The sequence below is a fragment of the Streptomyces sp. NPDC058620 genome, from assembly GCF_042717135.1.
GTDB lineage: Bacteria > Actinomycetota > Actinomycetes > Streptomycetales > Streptomycetaceae > Streptomyces.
This window is the reverse complement of record NZ_JBHXQO010000012.1, coordinates 89,039-115,280: the sequence shown is the minus strand read 5'-3', so window position 1 is coordinate 115,280 and position 26,242 is coordinate 89,039. Positions and strand designations below refer to the sequence as shown.

General features: G+C 71.3%; 24 protein-coding genes. 9 read left to right on the top strand and 15 right to left on the bottom strand.

Translation table 11 applies throughout. The features are described from left to right. The first annotated feature begins 107 nt into the window (after positions 1–107). Both ACFWSK_RS15015 and ACFWSK_RS15010 read left to right on the top strand, forming a co-directional pair. Positions 108–1,130 carry a phosphotransferase family protein gene (locus tag ACFWSK_RS15015; RefSeq protein ID WP_383785176.1) on the top strand — a complete coding sequence of 341 codons (1,023 nt, stop codon included), beginning with the start codon at positions 108–110 and terminating at the stop codon, positions 1,128–1,130. An 8-nt stretch (positions 1,131–1,138) separates the two neighbouring features. Next, positions 1,139–2,353: an acyl-CoA dehydrogenase family protein gene (locus ACFWSK_RS15010; RefSeq protein ID WP_383785173.1), complete on the top strand. Its 1,215-nt coding sequence runs from the start codon at positions 1,139–1,141 to the stop codon at positions 2,351–2,353. 76 nt (positions 2,354–2,429) lie between these two features. On the opposite strand, the gene ACFWSK_RS15005 is transcribed toward ACFWSK_RS15010, so the two are convergent. The 4 genes from ACFWSK_RS15005 to ACFWSK_RS14990 all read right to left on the bottom strand — a co-directional run bounded on the left by ACFWSK_RS15005 (position 2,430) and on the right by ACFWSK_RS14990 (position 7,071). Then, positions 2,430–3,764 (bottom strand): M28 family metallopeptidase, encoded by a 1,335-nt coding sequence (locus ACFWSK_RS15005; protein ID WP_383785169.1) that lies wholly within the window; start codon positions 3,762–3,764, stop codon positions 2,430–2,432. A 246-nt stretch (positions 3,765–4,010) separates the two neighbouring features. Further along, the gene (locus ACFWSK_RS15000) at positions 4,011–4,604 is read right to left on the bottom strand and encodes a TetR/AcrR family transcriptional regulator (RefSeq protein WP_383785166.1); all 594 of its coding nucleotides are present in this window, start codon (positions 4,602–4,604) and stop codon (positions 4,011–4,013) included. A 38-nt stretch (positions 4,605–4,642) separates the two neighbouring features. Further along, positions 4,643–6,310, bottom strand: coding sequence for an AMP-binding protein (locus ACFWSK_RS14995; RefSeq protein WP_383785163.1), 1,668 nt, complete (start codon positions 6,308–6,310; stop codon positions 4,643–4,645). Further along, entirely contained in the window at positions 6,307–7,071 is a 765-nt protein-coding gene (locus ACFWSK_RS14990) for an SDR family oxidoreductase (protein ID WP_383785160.1), read from the bottom strand. The genes ACFWSK_RS14995 and ACFWSK_RS14990 overlap by 4 nt, the downstream gene beginning before the upstream one ends. 174 nt (positions 7,072–7,245) lie before the next feature. Here ACFWSK_RS14990 and ACFWSK_RS14985 point away from each other — a divergent pair, with 174 nt between their 5' ends. Beyond that, positions 7,246–8,511 carry an exo-beta-N-acetylmuramidase NamZ domain-containing protein gene (locus tag ACFWSK_RS14985; RefSeq protein ID WP_383785157.1) on the top strand — a complete coding sequence of 422 codons (1,266 nt, stop codon included), beginning with the start codon at positions 7,246–7,248 and terminating at the stop codon, positions 8,509–8,511. A 182-nt stretch (positions 8,512–8,693) separates the two neighbouring features. Beyond that, positions 8,694–9,305 carry a hypothetical protein gene (locus tag ACFWSK_RS14980; protein ID WP_383785154.1) on the top strand — a complete coding sequence of 204 codons (612 nt, stop codon included), beginning with the start codon at positions 8,694–8,696 and terminating at the stop codon, positions 9,303–9,305. A 59-nt stretch (positions 9,306–9,364) separates the two neighbouring features. Here ACFWSK_RS14980 and soxR read toward each other — a convergent pair whose 3' ends face one another. After that, entirely contained in the window at positions 9,365–9,856 is a 492-nt protein-coding gene (soxR, locus tag ACFWSK_RS14975; protein ID WP_383785151.1) for a redox-sensitive transcriptional activator SoxR, read from the bottom strand. 119 nt (positions 9,857–9,975) lie between these two features. Here soxR and ACFWSK_RS14970 point away from each other — a divergent pair, with 119 nt between their 5' ends. Continuing rightward, on the top strand, positions 9,976–10,437 hold the full coding sequence (locus tag ACFWSK_RS14970; RefSeq protein ID WP_383785148.1) for a MaoC family dehydratase: 462 nt from the start codon (positions 9,976–9,978) through the stop codon (positions 10,435–10,437). Here the strand turns inward: ACFWSK_RS14970 and ACFWSK_RS14965 are convergent. From ACFWSK_RS14965 to ACFWSK_RS14955, 3 genes are all read right to left on the bottom strand, one after another. Next, a complete protein-coding gene (locus ACFWSK_RS14965; protein ID WP_383785145.1) occupies positions 10,428–11,048 on the bottom strand; it encodes a TetR/AcrR family transcriptional regulator in 621 nt (206 codons plus the stop codon). The genes ACFWSK_RS14970 and ACFWSK_RS14965 overlap by 10 nt on opposite strands. A gap of 73 nt (positions 11,049–11,121) precedes the next feature. Further along, positions 11,122–11,412, bottom strand: a complete 291-nt coding sequence (locus ACFWSK_RS14960; protein WP_383785142.1) for a YiaA/YiaB family inner membrane protein — start codon at positions 11,410–11,412, stop codon at positions 11,122–11,124. A 98-nt stretch (positions 11,413–11,510) separates the two neighbouring features. After that, positions 11,511–12,662 (bottom strand): acyl-CoA dehydrogenase family protein, encoded by a 1,152-nt coding sequence (locus ACFWSK_RS14955; protein WP_383785139.1) that lies wholly within the window; start codon positions 12,660–12,662, stop codon positions 11,511–11,513. A gap of 63 nt (positions 12,663–12,725) precedes the next feature. Between ACFWSK_RS14955 and ACFWSK_RS14950 the strand changes: the two genes are divergently transcribed. From ACFWSK_RS14950 to ppk2, 4 genes are read left to right on the top strand one after another with little or no spacing between them, the layout of a single operon-like run. Beyond that, entirely contained in the window at positions 12,726–13,403 is a 678-nt protein-coding gene (locus ACFWSK_RS14950) for a TetR/AcrR family transcriptional regulator (RefSeq protein WP_383785136.1), read from the top strand. Between the two features lie 15 nt (positions 13,404–13,418). Continuing rightward, positions 13,419–14,138, top strand: a complete 720-nt coding sequence (locus ACFWSK_RS14945; protein ID WP_383785133.1) for an ArsR/SmtB family transcription factor — start codon at positions 13,419–13,421, stop codon at positions 14,136–14,138. Positions 14,139–14,171: 33 nt separating this feature from the next. Next, entirely contained in the window at positions 14,172–15,164 is a 993-nt protein-coding gene (locus tag ACFWSK_RS14940) for a DMT family transporter (RefSeq protein ID WP_383785130.1), read from the top strand. Next, positions 15,130–16,158 carry a polyphosphate kinase 2 gene (ppk2, locus tag ACFWSK_RS14935; protein WP_383785127.1) on the top strand — a complete coding sequence of 343 codons (1,029 nt, stop codon included), beginning with the start codon at positions 15,130–15,132 and terminating at the stop codon, positions 16,156–16,158. Before ACFWSK_RS14940 ends, ppk2 begins: the two co-directional genes overlap by 35 nt. Before the next feature lie 18 nt (positions 16,159–16,176). On the opposite strand, the gene ACFWSK_RS14930 is transcribed toward ppk2, so the two are convergent. The 7 genes from ACFWSK_RS14930 to ACFWSK_RS14900 all read right to left on the bottom strand — a co-directional run bounded on the left by ACFWSK_RS14930 (position 16,177) and on the right by ACFWSK_RS14900 (position 26,224). Beyond that, positions 16,177–17,259, bottom strand: a complete 1,083-nt coding sequence (locus ACFWSK_RS14930; protein ID WP_383785124.1) for a Zn-dependent alcohol dehydrogenase — start codon at positions 17,257–17,259, stop codon at positions 16,177–16,179. A 54-nt stretch (positions 17,260–17,313) separates the two neighbouring features. Further along, positions 17,314–18,708 carry an aldehyde dehydrogenase family protein gene (locus tag ACFWSK_RS14925; protein WP_383785121.1) on the bottom strand — a complete coding sequence of 465 codons (1,395 nt, stop codon included), beginning with the start codon at positions 18,706–18,708 and terminating at the stop codon, positions 17,314–17,316. A 268-nt stretch (positions 18,709–18,976) separates the two neighbouring features. Then, positions 18,977–20,341: an ABC transporter ATP-binding protein gene (locus ACFWSK_RS14920; RefSeq protein WP_383785118.1), complete on the bottom strand. Its 1,365-nt coding sequence runs from the start codon at positions 20,339–20,341 to the stop codon at positions 18,977–18,979. Positions 20,342–20,477: 136 nt separating this feature from the next. Continuing rightward, a complete protein-coding gene (locus ACFWSK_RS14915) occupies positions 20,478–21,728 on the bottom strand; it encodes an MFS transporter (RefSeq protein ID WP_383785115.1) in 1,251 nt (416 codons plus the stop codon). Further along, complete coding sequence (locus ACFWSK_RS14910; protein ID WP_383785112.1) at positions 21,728–23,143, bottom strand: CitMHS family transporter; 1,416 nt, start codon at positions 23,141–23,143, stop codon at positions 21,728–21,730. The genes ACFWSK_RS14915 and ACFWSK_RS14910 overlap by 1 nt, the downstream gene beginning before the upstream one ends. A gap of 134 nt (positions 23,144–23,277) precedes the next feature. Further along, positions 23,278–25,458, bottom strand: coding sequence for a molybdopterin oxidoreductase family protein (locus tag ACFWSK_RS14905; RefSeq protein WP_383785109.1), 2,181 nt, complete (start codon positions 25,456–25,458; stop codon positions 23,278–23,280). A gap of 145 nt (positions 25,459–25,603) precedes the next feature. Continuing rightward, positions 25,604–26,224, bottom strand: a complete 621-nt coding sequence (locus ACFWSK_RS14900) for a TetR family transcriptional regulator (RefSeq protein ID WP_383785106.1) — start codon at positions 26,222–26,224, stop codon at positions 25,604–25,606. Between the last annotated feature and the right edge of the window lie 18 nt (positions 26,225–26,242).

Genomic DNA, 26,242 nt, shown 5'->3' with positions numbered 1-26,242 from the left:
GATGTCGGGCCGGATCGGGTCCACCGATTCCGGGAGTTCACTGGACGACATACCGACTGGTCGGCATCATGGGCACCGATCGTTCTGACGCCCCGGAGGTGCGCACCATGAGCCCAGTCCACCCGCCAGGTCTCGACCCCGACCTGCTGCGCGGCTACCTCGACCGCGAGCGGCCGGGGCTGGTGAGCGGACCGCTCGAAGCCCGGCTGATCGAGGGCGGGCGCTCGAACCTCACGTACATCGTCAGCGACGGCACCCGCCGGTGGGTCGTCCGCCGGCCCCCGCTCGGCCACGTCCTGGCCACCGCGCACGACATGAAGCGGGAGCACCGGGTCATCAGCGCCCTGCACCCGACCGGCGTGCCGGTCCCGGAGCCGGTACTGCTGTGCGGGGACGACTCGGTCATCGGATCACCCTTCTACGTCATGGAGTACGTCGAGGGGACCCCCTACCGCACGGCCGAGCAGCTCGCCCCGCTCGGCGCCGACCGCACCCGGGCCGCGATCCTCGGCCTCGTCGACACCCTGGTGGACCTCCACGCCGTGGACCCGGAGTCCGTCGGGCTCGGCGACTTCGGCCGCCCGGAGGGCTTCCTGGACCGCCAGCTGCGCCGTTGGGGCAAGCAGCTGGACGCCTCCCGCAACCGCGACCTCGCCGGAATCGACGAGCTGCACTCCGCGCTGGGCCGCGCGCTCCCCGACTCCCCCGCAGCGACCGTGGTGCACGGCGACTACCGCCTGGACAACGTCCTGATCGGCCCGGACGACGAGATCAAGGCCGTCCTCGACTGGGAGATGTCGACCCTCGGCGACCCGCTGACCGACCTGGGCCTCCTGGTGATGTACAGCTCCGACCTCGATCTGCCCGAGTCCCCCGTGTCCACCACGAGCGGCGCGGCGGGCCATCCCACCCCCGCGGAGCTGATCGAGCGCTATGCCGCCCGCTCCGGCCGCGACACCTCCGCCATCTCCTGGTACACGGCGTTCGCCTGGTTCAAGCTCGCCGTGATCCTGGAGGGCATCCACTACCGCTACACCCTGGGCCAGACCGTCGGCGGCGGCTTCGACCGCATCGGCGACCTCGTCCCCGTCTTCATCGAGCACGGTCTCACCACCCTCCAGGAAGGCTGAGTTACCCCATGGACTTCGCATTCGACGCCCGGACCGAAGAGCTGCGCACCAAGCTGCTCACCTTCATGGACGAGCACGTGTACCCGGCCGAGAAGACCGCCGAGGAGCAGCGCGCGGAGCTCGCCTCCCCGTGGGACACCCCGCGGATCGTGGATGACCTGAAGGCCGAGGCGCGCAGGCAGGGCCTGTGGAACCTGTTCCTTCCCGATGCCGGGTACGGTGCCGGGCTGACCAACCTCCAGTACGCCCCGCTGGCCGAGATCCTGGGACGCAGCCCGCAGTTGGCGCCGACCGCACTCAACTGCGGGGCGCCGGACACCGGCAACATGGAGGTGCTCTTCCAGTTCGGCACCGACGAGCAGAAGAAGCAGTGGCTGGAGCCGCTGCTCGCCGGGGAGATCCGGTCCGCGTTCGCGATGACCGAGCCGGAGGTGGCCTCGTCGGACGCCACGAACATCGAGACCCGGATCACGCGGGACGGCGACAGCTACGTCATCAACGGGCGCAAGTGGTTCATCTCGGGGGCGATGAACCCCGACTGCAGGATCTTCATCGTGATGGGCAAGACGGACCCCGAGGGCACCGACATCCGGCGCCAGCAGTCGCAGATCCTCGCCCCGCGCGACACCCCGGGGCTCGAAGTGCGGCGCGCCATGCAGGTGTACGGCTACGAGGACCACTCCCACGGCGGTCACGCCGAGGTCGTGTTCAACGATGTGCGGGTGCCCGTGACGAACCTGATCGGTGAGGAGGGCGGCGGCTTCGCCATCGCCCAGGCGCGGCTGGGCCCGGGCCGCATCCACCACTGCATGCGGCTCATCGGGATGGCCGAGCGGGCCATCGAGCTGATGTGCCGGCGGGCCGTGTCCCGTACGGCGTTCGGCAAGCCGCTCGCCCAGCAGGGCGTCGTGCAGAACTGGATCGCGGACGCCCGGGTCACCGTGGAGCAGCTGCGGCTGCTCGTACTCAAGACGGCCTGGCTGATGGACACCGTGGGCAACCGCGGGGCCCACACCGAGATCCAGTCGATCAAGATCGCCACCCCGCGCGCGGTGGTCGGCATCCTCGACCAAGCGGTGCAGCTGCACGGCGCGGGCGGGGTCAGCCAGGACTATCCGCTCGCCGAACTGTGGTCGGCGGCCCGGACGTTGCGCCTGGCTGACGGCCCGGACGAGGTGCACCAGCGGTCGCTGGCGCGCCGCGAGATCAAGAAGTACCTCTAGTCACGCGTGGCGTTCGGGGAGGCGCGTGCTGCGCGCCTCCCCGGACGGCTCACAAGGTGTGGCCTGGTTGGACGGATCAGAAGGTGAGCTTCCAGCTGTCGACGAAGCCGGTGTCCTGCGCGGCCACGTCCTGCACCCGGAGCCTCCAGGTGCCGTTCGCCGCCTCGGCCGACGCGTTGACCGTGTAGCTCGTGATCACGTTGTCGGCGGAGTCGCTGCTGCTCGAGTTCTTCAGCCGGTAGGCCGTGCCGTCGGGGGCGAGCAGGTCGATGACCAGGTCACCCCGGTAGGTGTGCTTGATGTCCACGCCGACCTGGAGAGCGGCGGGGGCGTTGCCGGTGCGGCCGGACACCGCGAGCGGCGAGGTCACAGCGGCCCCGTTGTCGGGCACGCTCACATCGGTGGTCGTCGAGTAGACGTCACCGGCCGGCGGGGTGACCGTACCGGCGGAGAGGGTCCAGATCGCGTGGGCGACGGCGTCGCTGTTGCGGTCCAGGGCGGTGTCGTTGATGTTGGCCGTGGTGTCGCACGAGGAGTGGTAGCAGCGGTCGAACGACTGCCCCGCCGTGCCGCCCCACTTCTGGGCCTGAGCGCTCGACTTGGTGTTGCTGGCCCCGGTGAACAGACCGCCGACCGGCACGCCCGCGGTCTTGAACGGGGCGTGGTCGGAGCGCCCGTCGCCCTCCGTCTCGATCTCGGTCGGTACGGACAGGGCCGCGTAGTAGTCCTTGAAGGTCTTCTCGATGACGGGGTCGTCGTCGTAGACGAAGTAGCCGGGGTTCGGCGAGCCGATCATGTCGAAGTTGAGGTAGCCGCTGAGCTTGGAACGCTCGGTCGTCGGAAGGTTGTTGACGTAGTACTTGGACCCGACGAGCCCCAGCTCCTCCGCGCCCCACCAGGCGAACCGCAGGTGCTTGTCCGGTGCCAGCTGGGCGCGCGAGACGGCGAGCGCGGTTTCGAGTACGGCGGCGGAGCCCGAGCCGTTGTCGTTGATGCCGGCGCCCGAGGACACGGAATCGAGGTGCGAGCCGGCCATCAGGACCTGGTTGGGGTCTCCGCCGGGCCAGTCGGCGATCAGGTTGTAACCGGTGGCGCCGCCGGAGGTGAACTGCTGGAGGGCCGTGGTGTATCCGGCCGCGTCGAGCTTGGCCTTCACATAGTCGACGGACGCCTTGTAACCCGCCCTGCCGTGCGCCCTGTTGCCGCCGTTGGCGGTGGCTATCGACTGCAACTGGGTGAGGTGGGCCTTGACGTTGGCGAGCGGGATGTCGGGGGCGGCAGCGGCCTGCGGGGCCGCGGCCCCGCTCGGGTCCGCCGCCTGCGCCGCCGGGGCGGCGGTGGCGAGCAGGGCGACGAAGGCGAGTGCGGCGGCTGCCTGGGATCTGCGCAGCGCGAAGCGGGTGGGGATCATTTCGGGGCTCCGGATTCCGTTCGGGGACTGACGGAACGTGCGGGGGGTGACCCGGCCGCGCCGTGCCCGACCGGGTCCTGGAGCTACTGGTGCGACGTGCGTGACCGATGGTCAACTGCATGACCGTGCACCGTCAAGAGCGGGAACCGGACATGGCCGTTCGATAAACGGACCGTGCGCTCCCCGGGGCCGGGAAGCGCACGTGAATGTCCTCGCGGGGGCGAGAGGCCCTGGGCCGTGTCCGGCCTACGGGCGAAGGGCGCGCAGCAGCAGGTCCGCCAGATGATCGGCGACCTCCTGCTGGCTGAGCGGCCCGTCGGGGCGGTACCAGGTGGACAGGTGGTGGACCGAGCCGAAGTGGTAGTCGACCACGAGGTCCGCCGGAGTAGCCGTGGAGAACACCCCGGTCTTCTGGCCCTCTTCGACAAGTGCCCGGAAACGCTCGTGGTAGCGGCGCCGCTCCACGCGTACCTGCTTGTTCTTCTCGGGGCTCAGATGGTGCATCGAGCGGAAGAAGATCGAGGCGTCGTCGAGGTTCTCGATGGTGGTCACGACCACGTCGGCCGCCGCGTCCCGCAGGCGCCGCTCGATCGGCGCGTCGGCGTTCGCATAGGCGTCGAGCCGCTCCTGCTGGAGCCGCAGCACCCGGGCGTACACCTCGTGGAGGAGGTCCTCCTTGGAGCCGAAGTAGTGGTAGAGCGCCCCCTTGGTGACTCCCGCCGCCTCGACGATCTCCTGGACCGAGGTGCGGTCGTAGCCGCGCTCGGCGAAGAGCCGGGTGGCGGCGGCCAGCAGCCTCTGAGGGACGGGAGTGCCGTTCCCGTCCGTCGCCTTGGCCATTGCCGCCACCTGCCTTCCGTACACATGCGTGAACTGTTCTAACGGGGGGAACGCAGTTCCCGCCTGAGGATCTTCCCACTAGCCGTCTTGGGGAGCTCCGTCAGGATCTCCACCTCGCGCGGGTACTTGTACGCGGCGAGCCGTTCCTTGCAGTACGCGCCCAGTTCCTCCGGGCCCGCCCCGGCCCCCGGCCGCAGGCTGACGTAGGCCCGGACGGTCTCGCCGCGGTAGGGATCGGGGACGCCCACGACGGCCGCCTCACGGACCGCCGGATGGGTGTAGAGCACGTCCTCGACCTCGCGCGGCCACACCTTGAAGCCGGAGGCGTTGATCATGTCCTTCTTGCGGTCGACGACGTAGAGCCAGCCGGCCGCGTCCATGAAGCCGATGTCGCCGGTGCGCAGTTCGCCGTCCGGGAAGGCGGCGGCCGTGGCCTCGGGAAGGTTCCAGTACCCCCTGACGACCTGGGGCCCGCGCACGACGATCTCGCCCTGCTCCCCGAAGGGCACCTCCTGGCCGTTCTCGTCGAGGATGCGGACGACGGTGTCCGGTCCCGGGACACCGACCGAGAGCGTGCCGGACGCCGGGTCGACAGGGGCTTCGCGCTCCGGCGGTACGGAGGCGCAGGGGGCCGTGCACTCGGTGAGTCCGTAGCCGTTGCGGATGTACGGGCCGAAGCCCGCCCGGAACTTCTCCACCAGCGCGGGCGGCAGCGGAGCGCCGCCCGAGGAGATCACCTGGAAGGAGGCGAAGTGCTCCGGCGTGACGCCGGGGTGGGCGGCGAGCGCCATGAAGGCGGTCGACGGGCCGACGGTGTAGGCGGGGCGGTGTTCGGCGAACGCTTCGAGGACGACGCTCGTCTCGAAGCGGTAGGCCAGGACCAGGGTGCCCGCGTTGGCGACGCAGGCGGCGAGCTGGCACACCATGCCGGTGATGTGGAAGAGCGGGGCGAGCGCGAAGTAGGCGGAGCCCTCGGCGATGGGGTGACCGGTGCGCTGCCGCTCGGCGTTGACCATGATGTTGCCGTGGGAGTTCATGGCGCCCTTGGGGGTGCCGCTGGTCCCCGAGGTGTAGCTGATCAGTGCCACGTCGGCGGCGCCGAGCTCCCGGTCCGCCGGGGCGGCGAGGCCCTGGCGGGCGACGGTGACCAGGTCGTCGGCCCAGTCGTCCTCACTCGGCGCGGGAAGCCGCTCGAAGCCCAGGACGCGGGGGTCGTTCTTCGTCTGGAGGTCCAGCTCGCAGGCGGTGACGGCGATCCGTACGCTCGGGGCCGCCTCCGCGGTGGCCCGCAGGTAGGAGTCCCAGGCCCGGTCCGAGCACACCAGCGCGCTCACCTCGGCGTCCTTCAGTACGTGACCGACCTCGCCGGACTTGTACATCGGGTTGAGGGGGACGACGGTGGCGCCCGCCTTCCAGGCGCCGAGCAGCGCGATGACGAACTGCGGGGTGTTCTGGAGCATGATCGCGACGCGGTCGCCCTGCCGCAGCCCCCGGGCCGCGAGGTGTCCGGCGACGGAGTCCGAGAGCGCGTCCGTCTCGCGGTAGTCGAGGCGCCCGTCGAAGTAGGCGAGCGCCGGGTGTCCGGGCGCGCGCGAGACGGCCGCGCGGAACGCGTGCACCAGCGTCTCCGCCGGGGTCACGGGGGCGCGCTGGGCCTCGCTCAGCAGCGCGAGCCACGGCTTGGCCGCGTAGATCGACTCGGTCATGCGCCGGCCCCCTCCCACTTCTGCTGGAGGTGGTTCATGCTGCCGAGCCAGTGGTCGGGGTCCTTGGCGCGGGCCCGGTAGTACCCGGCGACCTCGGGGTGCGGCAGGACGAGGAAGCGGTCCTGCTCGATGGCGTCGAAGAGCGCGTCGGCGACGGCCTCCGGCTCGATCGCGCCGGGGGTCAGCACGAGCTCGCCCGCCGAGCCCGCGGCGGTCAGCATGTCCGTACGGACGCCCTGGGGGCAGATCGCGTGGACCTTGACGCCCCGGTGCCGGTAGGTCAGCGAGAGCCACTCGGCGAAGGCGACCGCGCCGTGCTTGGTGACGCTGTACGGCGCCGCGCCGATCATCGTGAGCAGCCCGGCGGCGGATGCGGTGGACACGAAGCGGCCGCTGCCGCGCTCCAGCCAGTCCGGGAGCAGGGCCTTCGCGGCGCGTACGTGGGCCATGACGTTGACGTCCCAGGCCGCGGCCCAGACCTCCTCGTCGGCGAACGCGTCTCCGGGCGAGGCGAGCCCCGCGTTGGCGCAGTAGACGTCCACCGTGCCGTCGAGCGCGTCGCGGGCGGCGTCCACGATCTGCGAGGCGTCGCCCGCGACCGCGGTGCCGCCGATCTCCTCGGCGAGCGCCTTGATCCTGCCGATGTCGAGGTCGTTGACGACGACCCGCGCACCCTCCGCGGCGAATTTGCGGGCCAGGGCGGCACCGATGCCGCCTCCGGCTCCTGTGACCACTACGCCAGCGCCCTGCACCGTACTCATCGGATCCCGCCTCTCTCAGCCGACTGCACCGGCAGACTAACCAGTCGGTATGTGATCCGGGAAGGGGTAGGCGCGAGGACGGGGAATCTACGCGGGTCCGGGTCGTTCCGTGCGGCCCGCGCCCGCGCTAGCGTGCGTGACCATGACAGTCGGCGCGATCATGGAGGTTGACGAATGAGCCTGTCCAGACGTGGTTTGCTTCACGCCGGCGGCGCCGTGGGAGCCCTCGCCGTCACAGCGGCCGGGACCGGGAGCGCCTCCGCCCTCACGGGACGGGGTTCCGGGCGCGGCGGTGTCCGTACCGGGTTCGACCGGCTGGCCGCCGACGGCTACCGGCTGCTGAAGGGGCAGAAGGCGGGCATCGTCACCAACCCGACCGGGATCACTGCCGACGCACGCCACGTCGTCGATGTGATGCACCCCGACGACCGGGTGAATCTGACGGCGGTCTTCGGTCCCGAGCACGGTTTCCGGGGCACGGCGCAGGCGGGCGGCTCCGAGGGCCGCTACGACGACCCCGCGACCGGGCTGCCCGTCTACGACACGTACCTGAAGAGCGGTCAGGCACTCGCCGACATCTTCACCGCCTCGGGCGTGGACACGGTCGTCTTCGACATCCAGGACGCGGGTGCCCGCTTCTACACGTACATCTGGACCCTGTACGACTGCATGCAGGCGGCGGCTCTCGCGGGCAAGCGGTTCGTCGTGCTCGACCGGCCGAACCCGGTGACCGGCCGGGCCGCGCTCGGGCCCGTCATGGAACCGGCGTTCGCGACGTTCGTGGGCCGCCGGGAGATCTCCCAGGCGCACGGCATGACCGTCACCGAGCTGGCCCTGCTGTTCAACGCCGAGTTCCTGGCCGAACGGCCGGTGGAGCTGGACATCGTCACGATGTCCGGGTGGCGGCGTGCGGACTTCTTCGACGAGACCGGACTGCCGTGGGTGCCACCGAGCCCCAACATGCCGACGCCGGAGACGGCGCTCGTCTACTCCGGGACGTGTCTCTTCGAGGGCACGAACCTCTCGGAGGGGCGGGGCACGACCCGCCCGTTCGAACTGCTCGGCGCGGAGGGCGTCGACCGCCGCTGGGCGGCCGCCGCCAATGCGCTGGACCTGCCGGGGGTGGCGTTCCGCGAGGCGTACTTCGCGCCGACGTTCTCCAAGTTCCAGGGCAGGACGGTCGGCGGCGTACAGGTGCACGTCCAGGACCGGGCGGTCTTCGACCCGGTCCGTACCGGCATCGCGCTGCTCGTGACGGCGAAGCAGTCCTGGAGTGGTTTCGCTTGGCGCGCGGACAACTGGATCGACAAGCTGACCGGCAACACCCGGGTCCGCACGATGATCGACGCGGGTGCCGGTACCGATGAGGTCGTCGGAGCCTGGGAGGCGGACCTGGCGGCGTTCCGCGCGGTCAGGAAGCAGTACCTCCAGTACCGCTGAACCAGGCCCGCCGGGCGGGTCCGCGCACCGGACCCGCCCGGCGGTCACGCCCTCCCGGACCCGCACCGCCCCGACCGGTCCGTCTCAGGTTCTGGACGCGTCACTTTTGAATGGAGCCGAATCGGGCAGCCGTACGTCCCATTACGAGACGCCGAAGTACGAGCGACGGAGGTGGCAGTGACATGGCCGGTTTCCGGAGTCTTGCGAGACAGGTCCGCGATCCGCGGGGTGATCTGGCATTGCGGAGGTACTCGCTCCGAAAATGCCTCGAACGGTTCGCCCCCTACGGTCACCGGGCCACCTGGGACCATCTGTGCGCCCGGCACGGGATCGAACCCGAGGACAGGGCGCCCGACCCGGCGCGGCTGGTGGGCGCGCTCAAGGAACTGGAGGAGGCGCGGGCCGTCTGGCTCGCGTACGAGTCGGGGTTCGCCGAGCGGCGGCGGCGGGAGAAGCGCGACGGGCTGCGCCGCCCGGCCTCCTTCGACGACTGGCACCGGCGGACCTGGGGCGGCAACGGGATCGCGCGCTGCGAGGATCCGGGCGTCCACCCCTCCGAGCCGCTCGCCGAGGTTCTGGGGCGGCTGATCTCGGCCCTGGGATCGGAGCCGGGGACCGCCTGCCCGGTCTGCGCGGAGCGCGGCATCGCCTGGCGGCAGGAGCTGGAGCAGGAGCCGTGGTCGGGCCCGGTGTGCGGCGGCTGCGGGATCGTGGTGCCGCAGCACGTGCTGACACCCGGGGCGCTGGCGAGGGCCCGGCGGGTACGGCTGCACGGTCTGGCGTCGGCGGCCTGACAGGCGCCGCTCCTGCGCCGCGCCCGGCGACCGGCCGCGCCCGGGCGTGGCAGCGGTCCCTACGCGCAGCCGTCGCCCTCGGAGGAGGCCGGCTTCCTGCGCTCGGGCATCAGGCGGGAGCCCGCCATCCGCTCACCGGAGATGTCGTTCGGGTTGGAGAGCACACAGGCTTCCAGTGAGAGGCAGCCACAGCCGATGCAGTCGGTGAGGTGGTCGCGCAACTGGCCCAACTGCTTGATGCGCTCGTCCAGTTCGGTGCGCCACGTCTCGGAGAGCCGCGCCCAGTCGTCGCGGTTGGGGGTGCGCTCCTCGGGCAGTTCGGCGAGCGCCTCCCGGATGGTGGCCAGCGGAATGCCGACGCGCTGGGCCGCGCGCACGAAGGCGACGCGGCGCAGCGCGTCCCTGGTGTAGCGGCGCTGGTTGCCGCTGGTGCGCCGGCTGCTGATCAGGCCCTTGGCCTCGTAGAAGTGCAGGGCCGAGACGGCGGCGCCGCTACGCGCGGAGAGCTGGCCGACCGTGAGTTCATGGAGTGTCTGCGGGATCTGTGGCACCTCTCGAACCCTACTGGTCCTCCGTTGACAGGACAGCACTCACCCAAGGATGCTGAGCAAGCGCTTAGACATCAGGTGGCGCGTTCAGGGCAGAGAGCCGGAAGGCAGGGACCAGGAACATGGCAGAGCCGAAGATCTTCACGTCCGCACAGGAGTTGCGCGACGGAGTGGGTGAGCAGCTGGGCCACAGCGAGTGGCTGGAGATCGATCAGAAGCGGATCGACCAGTTCGCCGAGGCCACCGGTGACCACCAGTGGATTCACGTGGACCCCGAGCGCGCGGCCGCCGGGCCCTTCGGCACGACGATCGCGCACGGGTATCTGACGCTCTCGCTCCTGCCCGCGCTCGTCCCGCAGATCATGCGCGTCGAGGGCATGAAGATGGGCATCAACTACGGCACCAACAAGGTGCGCTTCCCCTCGACCGTCCCGGTGGGCTCGCGCCTGCGCGCCACCGCCGTGCTCAGGAGCGTCGAGGAGGCGGGCGGCGGCGTGCAGGTCACCGCGGTGGTCACCATCGAGCGCGAGGGCGGCGACAAGCCCGCCTGCGTCGCGGAGTCGGTGTCCCGCTACTACTTCTGAGCCGCGACCATCCGCAGCACGAGGTCGGCGTAGAGTGCGCCGACCTCGTCGGGCGTCCGGCTGCCCTGGGCGTTGAACCAGCGCGCCACGTCGATGCAGAGGGACAGCACGGCGAGCGTGGTGCCCGGGACGTCGGGGACGTCGAACTCCCCCGCCGCCACGCCCTCGCTGATGATCCGGCGCACCACCGCGTCGCTCTGCCTGCGCAGTTCGATGATCTCGGTGCGGTGCTCGTCGGACAGCGCGTCGAGTTCGTACTGCACGACGCGCGCCGTGGTGTACCGCTCGGCGTGCCACCGGACGAAGGACCGTACGGCGCCCGCGAGCCGCTCCGCCGCCGGACCGTCACCGCCGGCCTCGGCTTCCAGGAGTGCCAGGGCCCGGTCGTGACCGATCCTGCTGATCCGGTGGAGCAGCTCTTCCTTGGTCTTGTAGTGGATGTAGAGGGCGGCCGGGCTCATTCCCGCCCGGCCCGCGATGTCACGGGTGGTCGTCGCGTGGTACCCGCGTTCGGCAAAGGCTTCGACGGCGGCGACGAGAAGCCGCCGTGCCGCCTCGGGCGTGACCTCGCCCCACGGCGTGTCGTCGCCGGTGTCCTCCGCCGTGCTCATCGTCACTCGCCCCTTCCATCGGCAGGACGAACACCATACCCCGATCCTGAGCAAGCGCTTAGGGTCTGATGCGTCAGCGCTTCCGGAAGGGGTCGTGCTCGGCGAGGATCTTCTCCAGCCTGGCCTGGTCGACCCGGCTGACCAGCTGGCCCGCCTCCTGGCGGTCCCTGATGACCTTGGCCAGAGTGAAGCACGAAGTGACGAGGTAGAGGACGCCGATGGCGAGGAAGGCCCGCACCCAGGCATCCGCGTCGAGGAAGAAGATCCCGAGGGCCACCGCGCCCATCGCGACCCCGAAGGACGCGACGGCCTGGCCGTAGAAGGCCGCGGTGCCCTGCTGCTTGACCGAAGTTGTCTCACTCATGCGCCCCAGCTTCGGGGGTCGTGACGCGCACCACATCGGTCCGGATACTCAGCCCGGTACTCAGACGTCCGTTCGAGTTCCGGGCCGGAGTGCTCGGGTCAGAAGGCGGAGACCCCTGTCAGGGCGCGGCCGATGATGAGCTTCTGGATCTGGCTGGTGCCCTCGTAGAGCGTCATCACCCGCGCGTCCCTGACCAGCTTGCCGACCGGGTACTCGTCGATGTAGCCGTAGCCGCCGAAGACCTGGAGGGCGTTGTTGGCCGCACGGACGGCCGCCTCGGAGGCGAAGAGCTTGGCCGTGGACGCGGCGGTGGCGAAGTCCTGTCCCCGGTCGACGAGGTCGGCGACCCGCCACGTCAGCATGCGGGCCGCGTCGACGTCCACGGAGATGTCGCTGATCAGCTCCTGCACCAGCTGGTAGCCCGCGATCGGCTTCCCGAACTGCTCACGCTCGCCCGCGTAGCGCACGGCCGCGTCGAGGGCCGCCTGGGCGATGCCGACACAGCCCGCGGCGACCGACATGCGGCCCTTGGCCAGCGCGCTCATGGCGATCGAGAAGCCCTTGCCCTCGGGACCCATGAGCGCCGATGCGGGCACCCTGACGTCCTCCAGGACCACTTCGGCGGTGGCCTGGCCGCGCAGGCCGAGCTTGCCGTGGATGGTGCGGCGGGTCAGCCCGGGGGTGTCGGTGGGCACGAGGAAGGCGGAGACGCCCTTGTGGCCGGGGGTGTCGCTGGTACGGGCGAAGAGGAGCACCACGTCGGCCCAGGTGCCGTTGGTGATGAACATCTTGGTGCCGTTGATGACGTACTCGTCGCCATCCGCGACGGCCTTCGTCGCCAGGTTCCCGGCGTCGGAGCCCGTGCCCGGCTCGGTGAGCCCGAAGCAGCCGATCGCCTCGCCGGAGGTGAGGCGCGGCAGCCAGTGCCGCTTCTGCTCCTCGTCGCCCCAGGAGGCGATGGTCTTGGCGACCAGACCCAGTGAGACGGAGACGATGCCGCGCACCGAGGAGTCGCCGCGTCCGAGCTCCTCGGTGACCAGGCAGTACGCCAGGTGGTCGCCGCCGGAGCCGCCGTACTCCTCCGGGACGGTCAGCCCGAGGAAGCCGAGGGCGCCCAGCTTCTTCACGATCGACCTGTCGACATTCTCGGCCCGGTCCCACTCGACGACGTGCGGGGTGATCTCGCGCGCCACGAAGTCCACGGCGAGCCGCCTGACCGCTTCCTGCTCCTCGCTCAGCTCCAGGTTCATCTGTGCACCCCACTTTTAATTAGCACTGCTAGTTTCTTGTTGGCAGGGCCTACTATGTGCCGCATGGCCCGACCGCGCAAGCCCCTCCTCAGCAGAGAACGCATCATCGAGGCCGCGAGCGCGCTCGTGGACTCCGAGGGGCTCGACGCCGTCTCGACCCGTCGCCTCGCCGCCGGACTCGGCGTCAGCGGGCCCTCGCTCTACAACCACTTCCGCAACAAGGACGAGATCCTCGACGCGGTGGCCGACAGCGTCTCCGCGCAGGTCGACCTGTCGATGTTCGACGAGTCCGATGCCCGCGACTGGGCCGCCGCGCTGCACGACTGGGCGGTCTCCTACCGCGCGGCCCTCGCCGCGCATCCGCACATCGTCCCGGTGCTCGCCCAGGGCCCCGGCCGCCGCCCGGCCGGCCTGCGGGTCGCCGACGCCGCCTTCGGCGGCATGGTCCGCGCGGGCTGGCCGCCCGCCCAGGCGACGTACATCGGCGCGCTGATGCGGTACTTCGTCACCGGCTCGGCACTCGGTTCCTTCGCCCGCGGCTTCGTCGACGACGAGACGGCGTACGACCCCACCGACTATCCGCACCTGGGCCAGGCCCACCTGCTCGCCGACCGCCGCCAGCAGGTCGACGAGGGCGCCTTCGAGACCGGCCTGCGGGCGCTGCTCGACGGGCTCGCCCTCCAGTACGAGCAGATGGTGCGGGGCGGCGGCACGGTTCGGCGCACACCGAACCGCGGCTGACGCATCCTGGTCCGTATGGCACGCACGACACCCCCCGATCCGGCCGCGCCCCGGCTGGCCGCGCTCGCCGCGCTGCTCGCCGACGAGACCCGCGCCTCCTTCTGCCTCGCCCTGCTCGACGGCCGCGCCTGGACCGCCGGTGAGCTGGCCCGCCACGCCGGGGTGGCGCCGTCCACCACCAGCGAGCACCTTGGGAAGCTGGTCGCGGGCGGACTGCTGGCGGAGGAGCGCCAGGGCCGCCACCGCTATGTGCGGCTGGCCGGCGAACGCGTCGCGCACCTCGTCGAGGAACTCGCCGCCCAGGTCGCCCCGGACGGCCGGGAACGGCCGCGTGGCCTGCGCGCCGCGAGTGTCAGCAGCGCGCTGGCGCGGGGCCGCACCTGCTACGACCACCTCGCGGGGCGGCTCGGCATCACGATCACCGAAGCGATGACCGTACGGGGGCTGCTGCGCCAGGACACCGGGTTCGCGCTCACCGACGAAGGGCTCGGCTGGTTCGGCTCCCTGGGCATCAGCCTGGAGTCCGGGACCCGCCGGCCGCTCGTACGGGCCTGCCTGGACTGGACGGAGCGCAGGCCGCACCTGGCCGGTACCGCGGGCGCCGCCCTGTGCCGGCACGCGCTGGACACCGGCTGGTGCGTACGGATCGGCTCGGGGCGCGCGGTGAAGGCGACGCCCGACGGGGAGCGGGCCCTGGCCGAACTGCTCGGAATCGAAGCGGCGACTATTCGGTAGGTGCCGAAGCGTCCGGGCCTTACCGTCGTGCCCATGACTACGACTCCTGCCGCGCCGCCCACCGGCCGGGCCATACCGGCGCGTGACTGGCGCGCCCCCGCCGCGGCCTGCACCACGGTGCTGCTCTGGGCTTCCGCCTTCGTCTCCATCCGCAGCGCGGGCGAGGCGTACTCCCCCGGTGCGCTGGCGCTCGGCCGGCTGCTCGCGGGCACGCTGGTGCTGGGCGCGATCTGTCTCGTACGCCGAGAGGGGCTGCCCTCCCGTGCCGCGTGGCCCGGGATCATCGCGTCCGGGCTGCTCTGGTTCGGGCTGTACATGGTGGTGCTCAACTGGGGCGAGCAGGAGGTCGATGCCGGGACCGCCGCGATGGTGGTCAACATCGGGCCGATCCTGATCGCCCTGCTCGGTGCCCGGCTGCTCGGTGAGGGACTGCCGCGCCGGCTGCTGGCCGGCATGGCCGTCTCGTTCGCGGGGGCCGCGGTCGTCGGACTCTCCATGTCGGGGCACGGCGGTTCGTCGGTGCTCGGGGTGCTCCTCTGCCTGCTGGCCGCCGTGGCGTACGCGGGCGGCGTGGTGAGCCAGAAGCCCGCCCTGCGGAACGGCACCGCCCTTCAGGTCACCACCTTCGGCTGTCTGATCGGTACGGTCGCCTGTCTGCCGTTCTCCGGTGTGCTGGTCTCCGAGGCCGCCGACGCTCCCCTGCCGGCGACCCTGAACATGGTGTATCTGGGCGTCTTCCCGACCGCGCTGGCCTTCACCACCTGGGCCTACGCACTGGCCCGCACCACCGCGGGGCGGATGGGCGCGACCACCTACGCGGTGCCCGCGCTCGTGGTCCTCATGTCCTGGCTGCTCCTCGACGAGGTGCCCGCCCTGCTCACCATCGGAGGCGGTCTTCTCTGCCTGGCAGGGGTGGCGGTCTCCCGGCGGCGTCCGCAGACTGGCCTGGAGCAGACGCATCCGGCTGCCCTGTCGGTGGAAGGACCTCGTCATGACACGGAACGAGAGCAAGCCGACCGGCCGTAACAGCAAGCGGAAGCAGACCGGGCCCCCGGAGGGCGGCTCCGAACAGAGTCCCGAGGCCCTGGCCGCACGCTACGGCGGCCCGTACCTCGACAACTTCGACGTCGTCGACAGCGGGGACGACGACCCGGTACTGGTGACGCCCGACGGGCACGCCCGGGATGCCTGGCGCGAGGACTATCCGTACGACAGCAAGCTGGCCAGGCGCGACTACGAGAAGACCAAACGGATCCTGCAGATAGAGCTGCTCAAGCTCCAGCACTGGGTGAAGGAACGCGACGAACGGCTCGTGATCCTCTTCGAGGGGCGTGACGCGGCGGGCAAGGGCGGCACGATCAAGCGGTTCACCGAGCACCTCAACCCCCGTGGCGCGCGTGTGGTGGCGCTGGAGAAGCCCACGGAGCGCGAGAGGTCCCAGTGGTACTTCCAGCGCTATGTGGCGCATCTGCCGAGCGCCGGGGAGATCGTGCTGTTCGACCGCTCCTGGTACAACCGGGCCGGTGTGGAGCGGGTGATGGGGTTCTGCACCACCCGCGAGTACCTGGAATTCATGCACCAGGCACCGGACTTCGAGCGGATGCTCGCCCGCGACGGCATCCACCTGGTGAAGTTCTGGTTCTCGGTCTCCCGCAACGAGCAGCGCAACCGGTTCATGATCCGGCAGATCGATCCGGTACGCCGGTGGAAGCTGAGCCCGGTCGACCTCTCCTCGCTGGACAAGTGGGACGCCTACACGGAGGCGAAGGAGCTGATGCTCTTCCACACGGACACGGCGGACTCCCCCTGGACCGTGGTGAAGAGCAACGACAAGAAGCGGGCCAGGCTCGAAGCGATGCGGCACGTGCTGGCGCGCTTCGACTACCCCGGCAAGGACGCGTCGGTGATCGGTGTGCCGGACCAGCTGATCGTGGGTCCGGCCTCCCGGCTCTTCGAGCAGGGCGAGATGGACGCCCGGCTGCTCACTCCCGGACTGGCCGCGGTACGGGAAGGGAACTGAGCCCGTACCGCGCGGCAGCTACTGGAAGACGACGAGGGCCCGGCCGCCCTTGCCCGCGATCATGTTGTCGAAGGCCGCCGGGATACCGTCCAGGGCGATCCGCTCGGTGACCATCATCGAGAGGTCGAAGCGGCCCGCGCGGATGTGTTCGGCCAGGACGGGCAGGTCGCGCTCAGGGTCGCTGTTCCCGTACACGCATCCCGTCAGCGACCTGCCCCAGTGGAAGATCTCCAGCGCGTTGAAGGTCACCTCCTGGTCCTTGCCGCCGATGCCGACGACCGTGGTGCGGCCGCCGCGGCGGGTGGAGTCCCAGGCGGCGCGGATGGTGGCCGGGCGGCCGACGCACTCCACCGCGACATCCGCGCCCTGCCCGCCGGTGAGGCCGCGGATCTCCCTCGGGGTCCGGTCGGAGGCGACGACGTAGTCCGTGGCTCCGGCCCGCCGCGCCAGGTCCTCCTTCTCCGGCGAGACGTCGACGGCGATGATCTTCGACGCACCGGCGATCCGGGCGGCCTGGAGCACGGCGAGACCGACCCCGCCGATCCCGAACACGACGACGCTCTCGCCCGCGCGGACCCGGGCGGAGTGGTGGACCGCCCCGTATCCGGTGAGGACGGCACAGCCGAGCAGGGCCGCGTCGGTGAGCGGAATCCCGGCCGGGGCCGGCAGCACGCAGTTCGCGGCGACGACGGTCTCCTGGGCGAAGGCCGCCACGTTCAGGCCCGGGTGGAGTTCGGTGCCGTCGGCGGTGCGCGCGTGGATGTTCGCCGCGCCCTTCAGCGCGTTGGCGCACAGCCAGACCTCGCCGATCCCGCAGTGGTGGCAGTTCCCGCAGGAGGGCGCCCAGTTGAGGACGACACCGTCGCCGGGGGCGACGTGCGTGACGCCCTCACCGACGGCGAGGACCGTGCCCGCGCCCTCGTGGCCGAGGACGGCGGGCACCGGGAGCCGCATCGTGCCGTTGGTGAGGGACAGGTCGGAGTGGCAGACCCCGGCGGCGGCCAGGCTCACCCGCACCTGGCCGGGTCCTGGTTCCGGGAGTTCGATGTCGGTGATCTCCAGCGGAGCTCCGACGGCGGGCAGTACAGCGGCGCGGACCACGAACGGGCTCCTCGGTGATCGGAGGGTGCGGAGGGGTGGGTCGGAAAGGGTCGCTCAGAACTGCAGGGACTTGGTCTGGAGGTACTCGGCGAGGCCGTGCGGACCCAGCTCGCGGCCGACGCCGGACTGCTTGTAACCGCCGAACGGGGCCAGCGGGTTGAACCTGCCGCCGTTGATGTCGACCTGGCCGGTGTCCATCCGGCGGGCGAAGGCGACGGCCTCGGCGTCGTCGGCGCCCCAGACCGCCCCGGCGAGTCCGTACACGGTGTCGTTGGCGATGCGGAGGGCGTCGTCGACGTCCTCGTACTTCAGGATCGAGAGGACCGGGCCGAAGATCTCCTCCTGGGCGATGGTCATCTCGGTAGTGACATCGGCGAACACGGTGGGGCTGACGTAGTAGCCCGTCGCGTGCGGCGCTTCGGGGCCGCCGGCGACGAGCCTGGCGCCTTCCTCGATGCCCTTCTCGATGTAGCCCCGCACCCGGGCCTGCTGCTTGGCGTTGACCAGGGGGCCGACCCGCTCACCGGGCACGTACTTGGCGACCGCTGCCGCCGCGAGGGCGACGGCCTCCTCGTACCGCTCGCCGTCGACGAGCATCCGGGTCCACGCGCTGCACGTCTGGCCGGAGTTGGACATCACGTTGGCGACGCCCACGTTGACCGCCTTGGCGAGGTCGGCGCCGGGCAGGATCACGTTGGCCGACTTGCCACCGAGCTCCAGGGCGACGCGCTTGACCGCGGCGCCCGCCGTCGCGCCGATCCGCCGGCCGACGGCCGTGGACCCGGTGAACGAGACCAGGTCGACGCCCTCGTGCTCGGCGAGCGCCTGCCCGGCGACCGGACCGAGACCGGTGACCAGGTTGAAGACACCGGCGGGCAGCCCGGCCTCCTCGGTGGCCTCGGCGAAGAGCTGGGCGGTGAGCGGGGTGTCCTCGGCGGGCTTGAGGACGACCGTGCAGCCCGCGGCGAGCGCGGGGGCGACCTTGGCGACGATCTGGTGGAGCGGGTAGTTCCAGGGGGTGATCGCGCCGACGACGCCGACGGGCTCCAGCAGGACGGTGGAGTTGCCCAGCTTCTCCTCGAAGGAGTACGTGGCGGCCAGCTCGGCGTACGAACCGGCGACCAGGACGGGCACTCCCGCGTGCACCGCCTGCGAGAGGGCGAGCGGAGCGCCGAGCTCCGCGGTGACGGTCTCGGCGATCTCGTCCTTCCGGGCGGCCAGGACGTCGCGCAGGGCGGCGATCCGTGCGGCGCGCTCGGCGGGCGGGGTGGCGGCCCAGGCCGGGAACGCCGTGCGGGCGGCGCGTACCGCCGCGTCCACGTCCCCCGCCGTGCCCGCCGGAACATGGCCGATGACCTGCTCGTCCGCCGGATTCACGACCGCGATCGTGTCCGGTCCCTCGGCCGGGCGCCACTGGCCGCCGATGTACATCCCGTCATGGGCCTTCATGGGTTTCCTCCCGGGTTCGCGCTGCGTACCGCCGAAGTCGTCCGTCGTACGGCCGCCGTCCGAGTCCAAACTAGCGCCGTTAGTTTTTGGGCGCCAGGGACCTGCCGGAGACACCCGTCACTCCCGGCACCCGTGTCCCCCGTCCGAAACACGCCGGCACCCGTGGGCGACCCGGTATCCGCGGGTGGCCGCCGAGCGGGCCGCCACCGCTTCACCCACGACACGGCCGGCCCCCTGCACCGGCCGGACCGAACCCCTGCCCGGGGAGTTACACGTCCAGCCCCGGCACGTCCCTCGGCAGCGGGCAGACCCTTCTGCCGTGATGGTCGAAGACGTACAGGTGCGCCAGGTCGACCAGCAACGGCACCTGCGCACCGCGCCGCAACCGCATATCGGGTCCGGTGCGGACCACGAGGTCGCCGGCCGTGAGCGGCGGACGGTCGGGGCCGCGCGGCCCCTGCCGCTCGGGCCCCGGCTCGTCGAGGACGACGACGGGCCCGCTGACATGCCCGGCCGCCCGCTCCCGGAGCCGCTCCAGCACCCCCGCCCCCGTACCGCCACCGGCGCCGCCGCCCCCGCGACGCCGCCGCACACCGGGCCGCGGCCTGGCCGATTCCAGCTCGGGCACCACGGCCGGCTGCGAGCCGGTGCTGAGGTGGACGAGCGCCTCGTGCCCCTGGTACTCCACGTGCTCGACGATGCCGCTGAGAGCCACCTCGCCGGGCCGGGCGTGGCTGGGCGGCGCGATCCGCGCCGCCTCGGAGCGCAGCCCCACGATGATCTCGCGGCCCTGCTGGATGCGGAGCAACTGGTGGTCGGGGCTGAGCGGCTCGGGCAGCGCGAGCCGCTGCCGGCCGAGGTCGATCGACATGCGCCCATCCAGCGGCGCGTGGACCACGGCCCGGAGCAGATTGATGCGCGGGGTGCCGATGAACGCGGCGACGAACACGTTCTCCGGCAGCGCGTAGACCTCGCGCGGTGTGCTCACCTGCTGGAGCACTCCCCCGCGCATCACGGCCACCCGGTCCCCGAGCGACATCGCCTCGGCCTGGTCGTGTGTCACGTACACCGTGGTGACGCCCAACTCGGCTGTCAGCTGCGCTATTTCGGCGCGCAGATGGTTGCGCAGCTTCGCGTCGAGATTGGAGAGCGGCTCGTCCATCAGGAAGGCGGACGGCCGGCGCGAGATGGCCCGCCCCATGGCGACGCGCTGGCGCTCACCGCCGGAGAGCTGGGCCGGGAAGCGGTCGAGGACGCTCTCGATGCCCAGCATGCGGGCCGTGGACTCGATGCGTTCGTTGTTGTCCTGCCGGGGATTCTCCAGCTTGAGCGGGAAGCCGATATTGGCTCGATTGGTCATGCTCGGGTAGAGCGCGAAGTTCTGGAACACCATGGCCATGCCGCGTTCGCGCGGGGTCATGTGGTTCGCCGGTTCACCGTCGAGCCGCAGCTCGCCCTCGGTGATCTCCTCCAGGCCCGCGATCATGCGGAGCACGGTCGACTTGCCGCAGCCCGAGGGGCCCAGCAGCACCACGAACTCCCCGGGCTCGATGGAGAGCGAGAAACGGTCGACGGCGCGCGGAGCCCGTCCGTACGCCTTGCTGACGTGGTGCAGGGAGATGGCACGAGTCATGGGGTGTCCGCCCGGCAGGGTAAAGGGAACGCGCGGCAGGGAGCGGCTGCGTGGCCTGAAAGTTAGCCCACTGGACGGGGTGTGGGAATGACTCGCGCGAAGGTTGGGAAGAGTGAGATCCGGCGGCCCGCAAGTGTCAGGTGGGGTTCCGGTTCGTGGGGGTGCTCGCGGTGCGCCGCACGGGCCCGGCGGCCTCCTTTTCGGTGGGCCGGGCGCGACCCCCCCGTACGCCGAGACCCGCCGCGCCGAGGAGCAGCGCTCCGAGCATGACGAAAGGCGCCGCGGTGCCGGCGAATCCCGCGACCAGTCCGGCCGATGCCGGAGCCGCCACCTGCCCCAGTCGGTTTCCGGTCAGCCGCAGGGCGAGCGCGGTGGAGCGTGCGCGCTCCGGGGCGGCCTGGACGACCGTGGTCATCGACAGCGGCTGTCCGGCGCCGAGGCAGAAGCCGAGCACGGCGAGCATCACGGCGAGCGCCCACACCGGGACGGGCAGGGCGATGCCCGCGCAGAGGAGCCCGGCGAGCAGGCAGGTCGTGGTGAGCAGGGTGGTGCGGCCGAGGAGCCGGAGCATCGGCGTCATCACCAGGCGGCACGCGATCGTCGCGGCGGCCCGGAGGCTGAGGAGCAGTCCGATGGTGGCGGGCGCGATGGAGCGCTGCTCGCCGACGACGGGCAGATAGGCCGTGAGGATGTCGGTGGCGGAGAGTACGGCGAGGCTGATGAAGATGCCCGCGGGAACTCCCCGCGTACGCAGGATGCGGCCGACGGGCACCTTCGCCGCCCGGTCCTCGCGGGGCCGGAGTGGGGCACGGTGCTCGACGCGCCAGAGGGAGGCGAAGGAGAGCGCGGCCACGGCCGCCGAGACGACGAGGGCGACCGCGCTGGTGCGGGCCATGGCGCCGTCGCCCGCGGAGATGAGGTGCCCCGCGGCGACCGGCCCGATGAGCTGGCCGAGCGAGGCCCCGATGGTGAAGTGCCCGAAGTTGCGGTCCTGCTCGGCGGGGGCCGACTGCCGGGCGACGATCGACTGTGCGCCGATCACGAAACAGAGATGTCCGAGCCCCATCACGCCGCTCCAGGCCGCCATGGCCGGGAGGGAGCCCGCCGTACCGCTGAGGGCGCAGCCGCCCGCGATCAGGACCACGCCGACCGGCAGCAGCGGGGCGCACCGGCCGTGGTCCGTGCGGCGGCCCAGGGGCACGGCGGCGAAGAGCGGCAGGAGCGCGTACACGCCCGTGATCACACCGATCGCCCGCTCGTCCGCACCGAGCGAAAGGGCCCGGTAGGAGACGGCCGGCCGCGCCATCGACACGGCCCCCTGCGCGAACGAGAAGGCGATGACGAGGCGCAGCAGCCAGCCCCTGCCGGGCCCTGACCGACCGTCCATCAGATGATGCCGAAGAGGATTCCGGCGCCGAGCACCACCAGGGAGGTGAGCGCGGCCCACTTGACGGTGAACTTGGTGTGGTCGCCGAACTCGACCTTCGCCATGCCGACGAGGACGTAGACGGCGGGGACGAGCGGGGACGACATGTGGAGTGCCTGGCCGACCAGGGAGGCGCGGGCGATCTCCAGCGGTGAGACGCCGTGGGCGGCACCCGCCTCGGCGAGGACGGGGACGACGCCGAAGTAGAAGCCGTCGTTGGACATGAAGTACGTCAGCGGAAGGCTCAGCACACCGGTGACGATGGCCATGTGCGGGCCCATGCCCTCGGGGATGGCGCTCACGAGCCAGTCGGCCATGTGCTCGACCATGCCGGTGCCGGTGAGGACGCCGGTGAAGACGGCGGCGGCGAAGACCATGCCGGAGACGTTGAGGACGTTGTCGGCGTGGGCGGCGATGCGGGCCCGCTGGTCGGGCATGTGGGGGAAGTTGACCGTGAGGGCGAGCGCCGCGCCCAGCAGGAAGAGCACCGGGATCGGCATCAGTTCCATGATCATCGCGGTCAGGAGCGCGACGGTGAGGCCGGCGTTGAACCAGTAGAGCTTGGGGCGCAGGGTGGCGCGATGGGGGTCGAGGCCCTTGAACTCCTCCTCGTCCTCGTCCTCGTCGGCGCCCGTACCCGTACCCGTCGTTCCCGTCGCACCCGTGCCGGCCGGGCCGGAGCCCTTGCGGAGACGGTCGCCGGCGCCGACCAGGACCGTCTCGGACTCCGTCTCCGTGACGAGCACGTCGTCCAGGGAGAGCGTGCCGAGCCGCTTGCGCTCACGCCGTCCGAGCACGAACGCCAGGATGAAGACGGCGAGCAGTCCGACGGCGAGCGCCGGGATCATCGGCACGAAGATGTCGCCCGCGTCCAGCTTGAGGGCGGTCGCGGCGCGGGCGGTGGGCCCGCCCCACGGAAGGGTGTTCATGACACCGTTCGCGGTGGCCGCCACACCGGTCATCACGACCAGGCTCATCTTGAGGCGCTTGTAGAGGGGGTACATCGCCGAGACGGTGATCATGAACGTGGTGGAACCGTCGCCGTCCAGCGAGACGATCGCGGCCAGCACCGCCGTACCGACGACGATCCGCAGCGGGTCCGCCTTGCAGAACCGCAGGATGCCCCGGACGATCGGGTCGAAGAGGCCGACGTCGATCATCACGCCGAAGTAGACGATGGCGAACATGAGCATCGCGGCGGTCGGCGCGAGATTGCCGACCCCTTCGATGACGTAGTCGCCGAGCTTCGCTCCCTGCCCGACGGCGACGCAGAACAATGCGGGGATCAGGACCAGCGCCGCGATCGGCGACATCTTCTTCGTCATGATCAGGACCAGGAAGGTCGCGATCATGGCAAATCCGAGGATTGTCAGCATGTGGGTACCTCACGTTCACCTTTGAACTCCCACCGGAGTCGGCGGTTCGGATGACGTTAGGGCTCCCGTTACGGCGTTAACAAGATGTTGACGTGTGAGCAATACGAGCAAAACCCCAGGTCAACGACTTGGTGCTACGAGGTGGGGGTCACGGACACCGGTACGGCGTTGAGCACGGCGGTGCCGGACAGCGGATCGAGGAGCGTGCCGTCGAGCAACTGGTTCACATTGACTCCGGGGGCGGCCGAGGCGACGGACATCCGGGTGCCGGGCCGGCTGTGTCCCCAGCCGTGCGGCAGGCTCACCACGCCCGGCCGCACCGTGTCGGTGATCTCCGCCGGCGCCTCGATCTCGCCTCCGGCCGCCTTGATACGGGCGGTGGCGCCGTCCACGAGCCCGATGCGGGCCGCGTCGTCGGGGTGGACCTGAAGCGTGCAGACGTTCGACCCACCACTCAGCGCGGCGACGTTGTGCATCCAGCTGTTGTTGGAGCGCAGATGGCGGCGGCCGACGAGGACGAGCCCGGCCGGCTCCCGGTCCAGCGCCCGCCGGAGCCGGGGCAGATCGGCGGCGACCGGCGCCGGGAACAGTTCGATGCGCCCGCTGCGGGTCTTCAGGAGTTGCGGAACGCGGGGCTCCAGCGGGCCGAGGTCGATGCCGTGCGGATGGGCGAGCAGCCGGTCCAGAGTGAGGTCGTACGGGCCGAGGCGCAGCATCAGGTCGAGGCGCCGCTCGGGTCCGGTCGTGCCGGACAGTTCGCCCGCGAGCTCCTTGGGCGCCCCGGCCGCGGTGAGGGCGGTGTCGATGACCAGGTCGTCGACCGCGTGGGGAGGAGCGCCGTGCATCCCGCCGACGGCGAGCACGAGCCGGGCGAGGATCTCGCTCTCGTCCATCCGGTCCGCGTCCAGGGGAACGGCGGGGCGGGTGTAGCGGACCTGGTTGCGCACGGCGAAGGAGTTGAACGCGAAGTCGAAGTGGGCGCTCTGCGAGGGCGGGGGCGGCGGCAGTACGACATCGGCGTGGCGCGAGGTCTCGTTGAGATACGGGTCGACGCTGACCATGAAGTCGAGCCCGTCGCGGAGGGCGCGGTCGAGGCGGTTGCCGTCGGGGGCGGAGAGCACGGGGTTGGCGGCGAGCACGAGCAGCGCGCGGATGCGGCCCTCCCCCGGGGTCTCGATCTCTTCGGAGAGCGCGGCGATGGGGAGTTCGCCCTTGGCCTCGGGGTGCCCGGAGACCCGGCTGGACCAGCGCCCGAGGGCGAAGCCCTTGCCGGGCGCGGCGGGGCGGGGCGCCCGTGCGGTCGCCGAGAGGGGGAAGAGGGCGCCGCCGGGGCGGTCGAGGTTGCCGGTGAGGATGTTGAGGACGTCGACGAGCCAGCTGGCGAGGGTGCCGTGCTCGACGGTGCAGCTGCCGATGCGCCCGTATACGGCGGCGGTGGGGGCGGCGGCCAGTTCACGGGCGATCGTACGGATGGTGGCGGCGTCGACCTCGCAGGCCGCGGCGACCGCTTCCGGCGTGAAGTCCTTGAGGGCTTCGGTGAGTTCACCGAGACCTTCGAGGTGGTCGGCGAGCGGTCCGGGGCCGGCCCCCTCCTCCACGACGAGGACGTGGGCGAGCGCGGCGAGGAGCAGGGCGTCGGCGCCGGGCCGGATCGCGACGTGCCGGTCGGCGAGCCGCGCGGTCCGGGTGCGGCGCGGGTCGATGACGGTGAGGGTGCCGCCGCGCCGCCGCAACGCCTTGAGCCTGCCGGGGAAGTCGGGGGCGGTGCAGAGGCTGCCGTTGGATTCGAGCGGGTTGGCACCGATGAGCAGCAGATGATCGGTGCGGTCCAGGTCGGGCACCGCGATGGCGTGGGCGTCGCCGAAGAGCAGTCCGGAAGCGACGTGCTTGGGCATCTGGTCGAGCGTGCTCGCGGTGAATACGTTGCGTGTGCGGAGCGTCTTGAGCAGGACGGGTGGGTAGAGCGCGCCGGCCATCGTGTGGACGTTGGGGTTGCCCAGGACGACTCCGACGCTCTGGGCACCGTGCTCCTCGACGAGCGCCGGGATGCGGGCGGCGATCACGTCGAACGCCTCTTCCCAGCTCGCCTCCCGGAACACCCCGTCCGTACGGACCAGGGGTGTGCGCAGCCGGTCGGGGTCGGCGTCGAGCCCGCCGAAGGCGGCCCCCTTGGGACAGATGAACCCCTGGCTGAAGACATCGTCCCGGTCACCTCTGGCTCCGGTGACGGACGTCCCCTCGATGGTGAGGGTGAGCCCGCAGGTGGCCTCGCAGAGGGGGCAGATACGCAGAGCGGTACGGGAGTTGGTGGACACGGGTCCTCCCCGGTGAGCGACGGCGGCACGCGGACAGGGGTGAGCATACCGACCGGTACGGATGGTGGGGAGGTGTCGGCGGCACCGATCCTGCGGGACCACCCAGGCCGGGCGGGGGGTCCGGCCCCCGGGGGTCCGGCCGCCGTCAGTCGAGGACGCGGGCCAGGTACGAGCGGAGCAGGTGCCGCGTCTCCTCGACGATGGCCGGGTCACCAGCCGGTTCGATGCGGAAGGCCAGCTGGAACAGCGCGTCGGCGGCCTCGACGCAGACGAGGATCATGCGGAGCAGGTCCTCGTCCGGGATGCGGCCGAGGTGGGCGGTGAGGAGTTCGGCCAGCCGCCCGGCGACCCGGACGTTGGCGTCGCCGCCCGGGTCCTGGGCGGGAGCCGGGGCCCCGAAATCGACGAGGGCGAAGCCGGGGGCCGAGCGCTTCATGGCCAGGTACTCGTCGAGCACGGCATCGATGGCGGCGTGCCAGTCGTCGGCGGGAATGGTGGCGAGGCGTGACGTGATGCGCTCGGCGTACCTGTCCAGGTTGCGGTGGGCGAGGGCATCGACCAGGGCCCGCTTGTTGGAGAAGAACCGGTAGACGGAGCCGATGGGCACCTCGGCGCGCACGGCGACGGCCCGGGTGGAGAGCTGTTCGTAGCCCGTCTCGTCGAGGAGCTGGGCGCAGGCGTCGAGTATCCGGGCGAGGCGTTCGGCGCTGCGCTGCTGCACGGGGGCGCGGCGGAGGCCGGCGTTCACAGGGGGCACGGGCTCCATGATGCCGTGGAGCCTCCT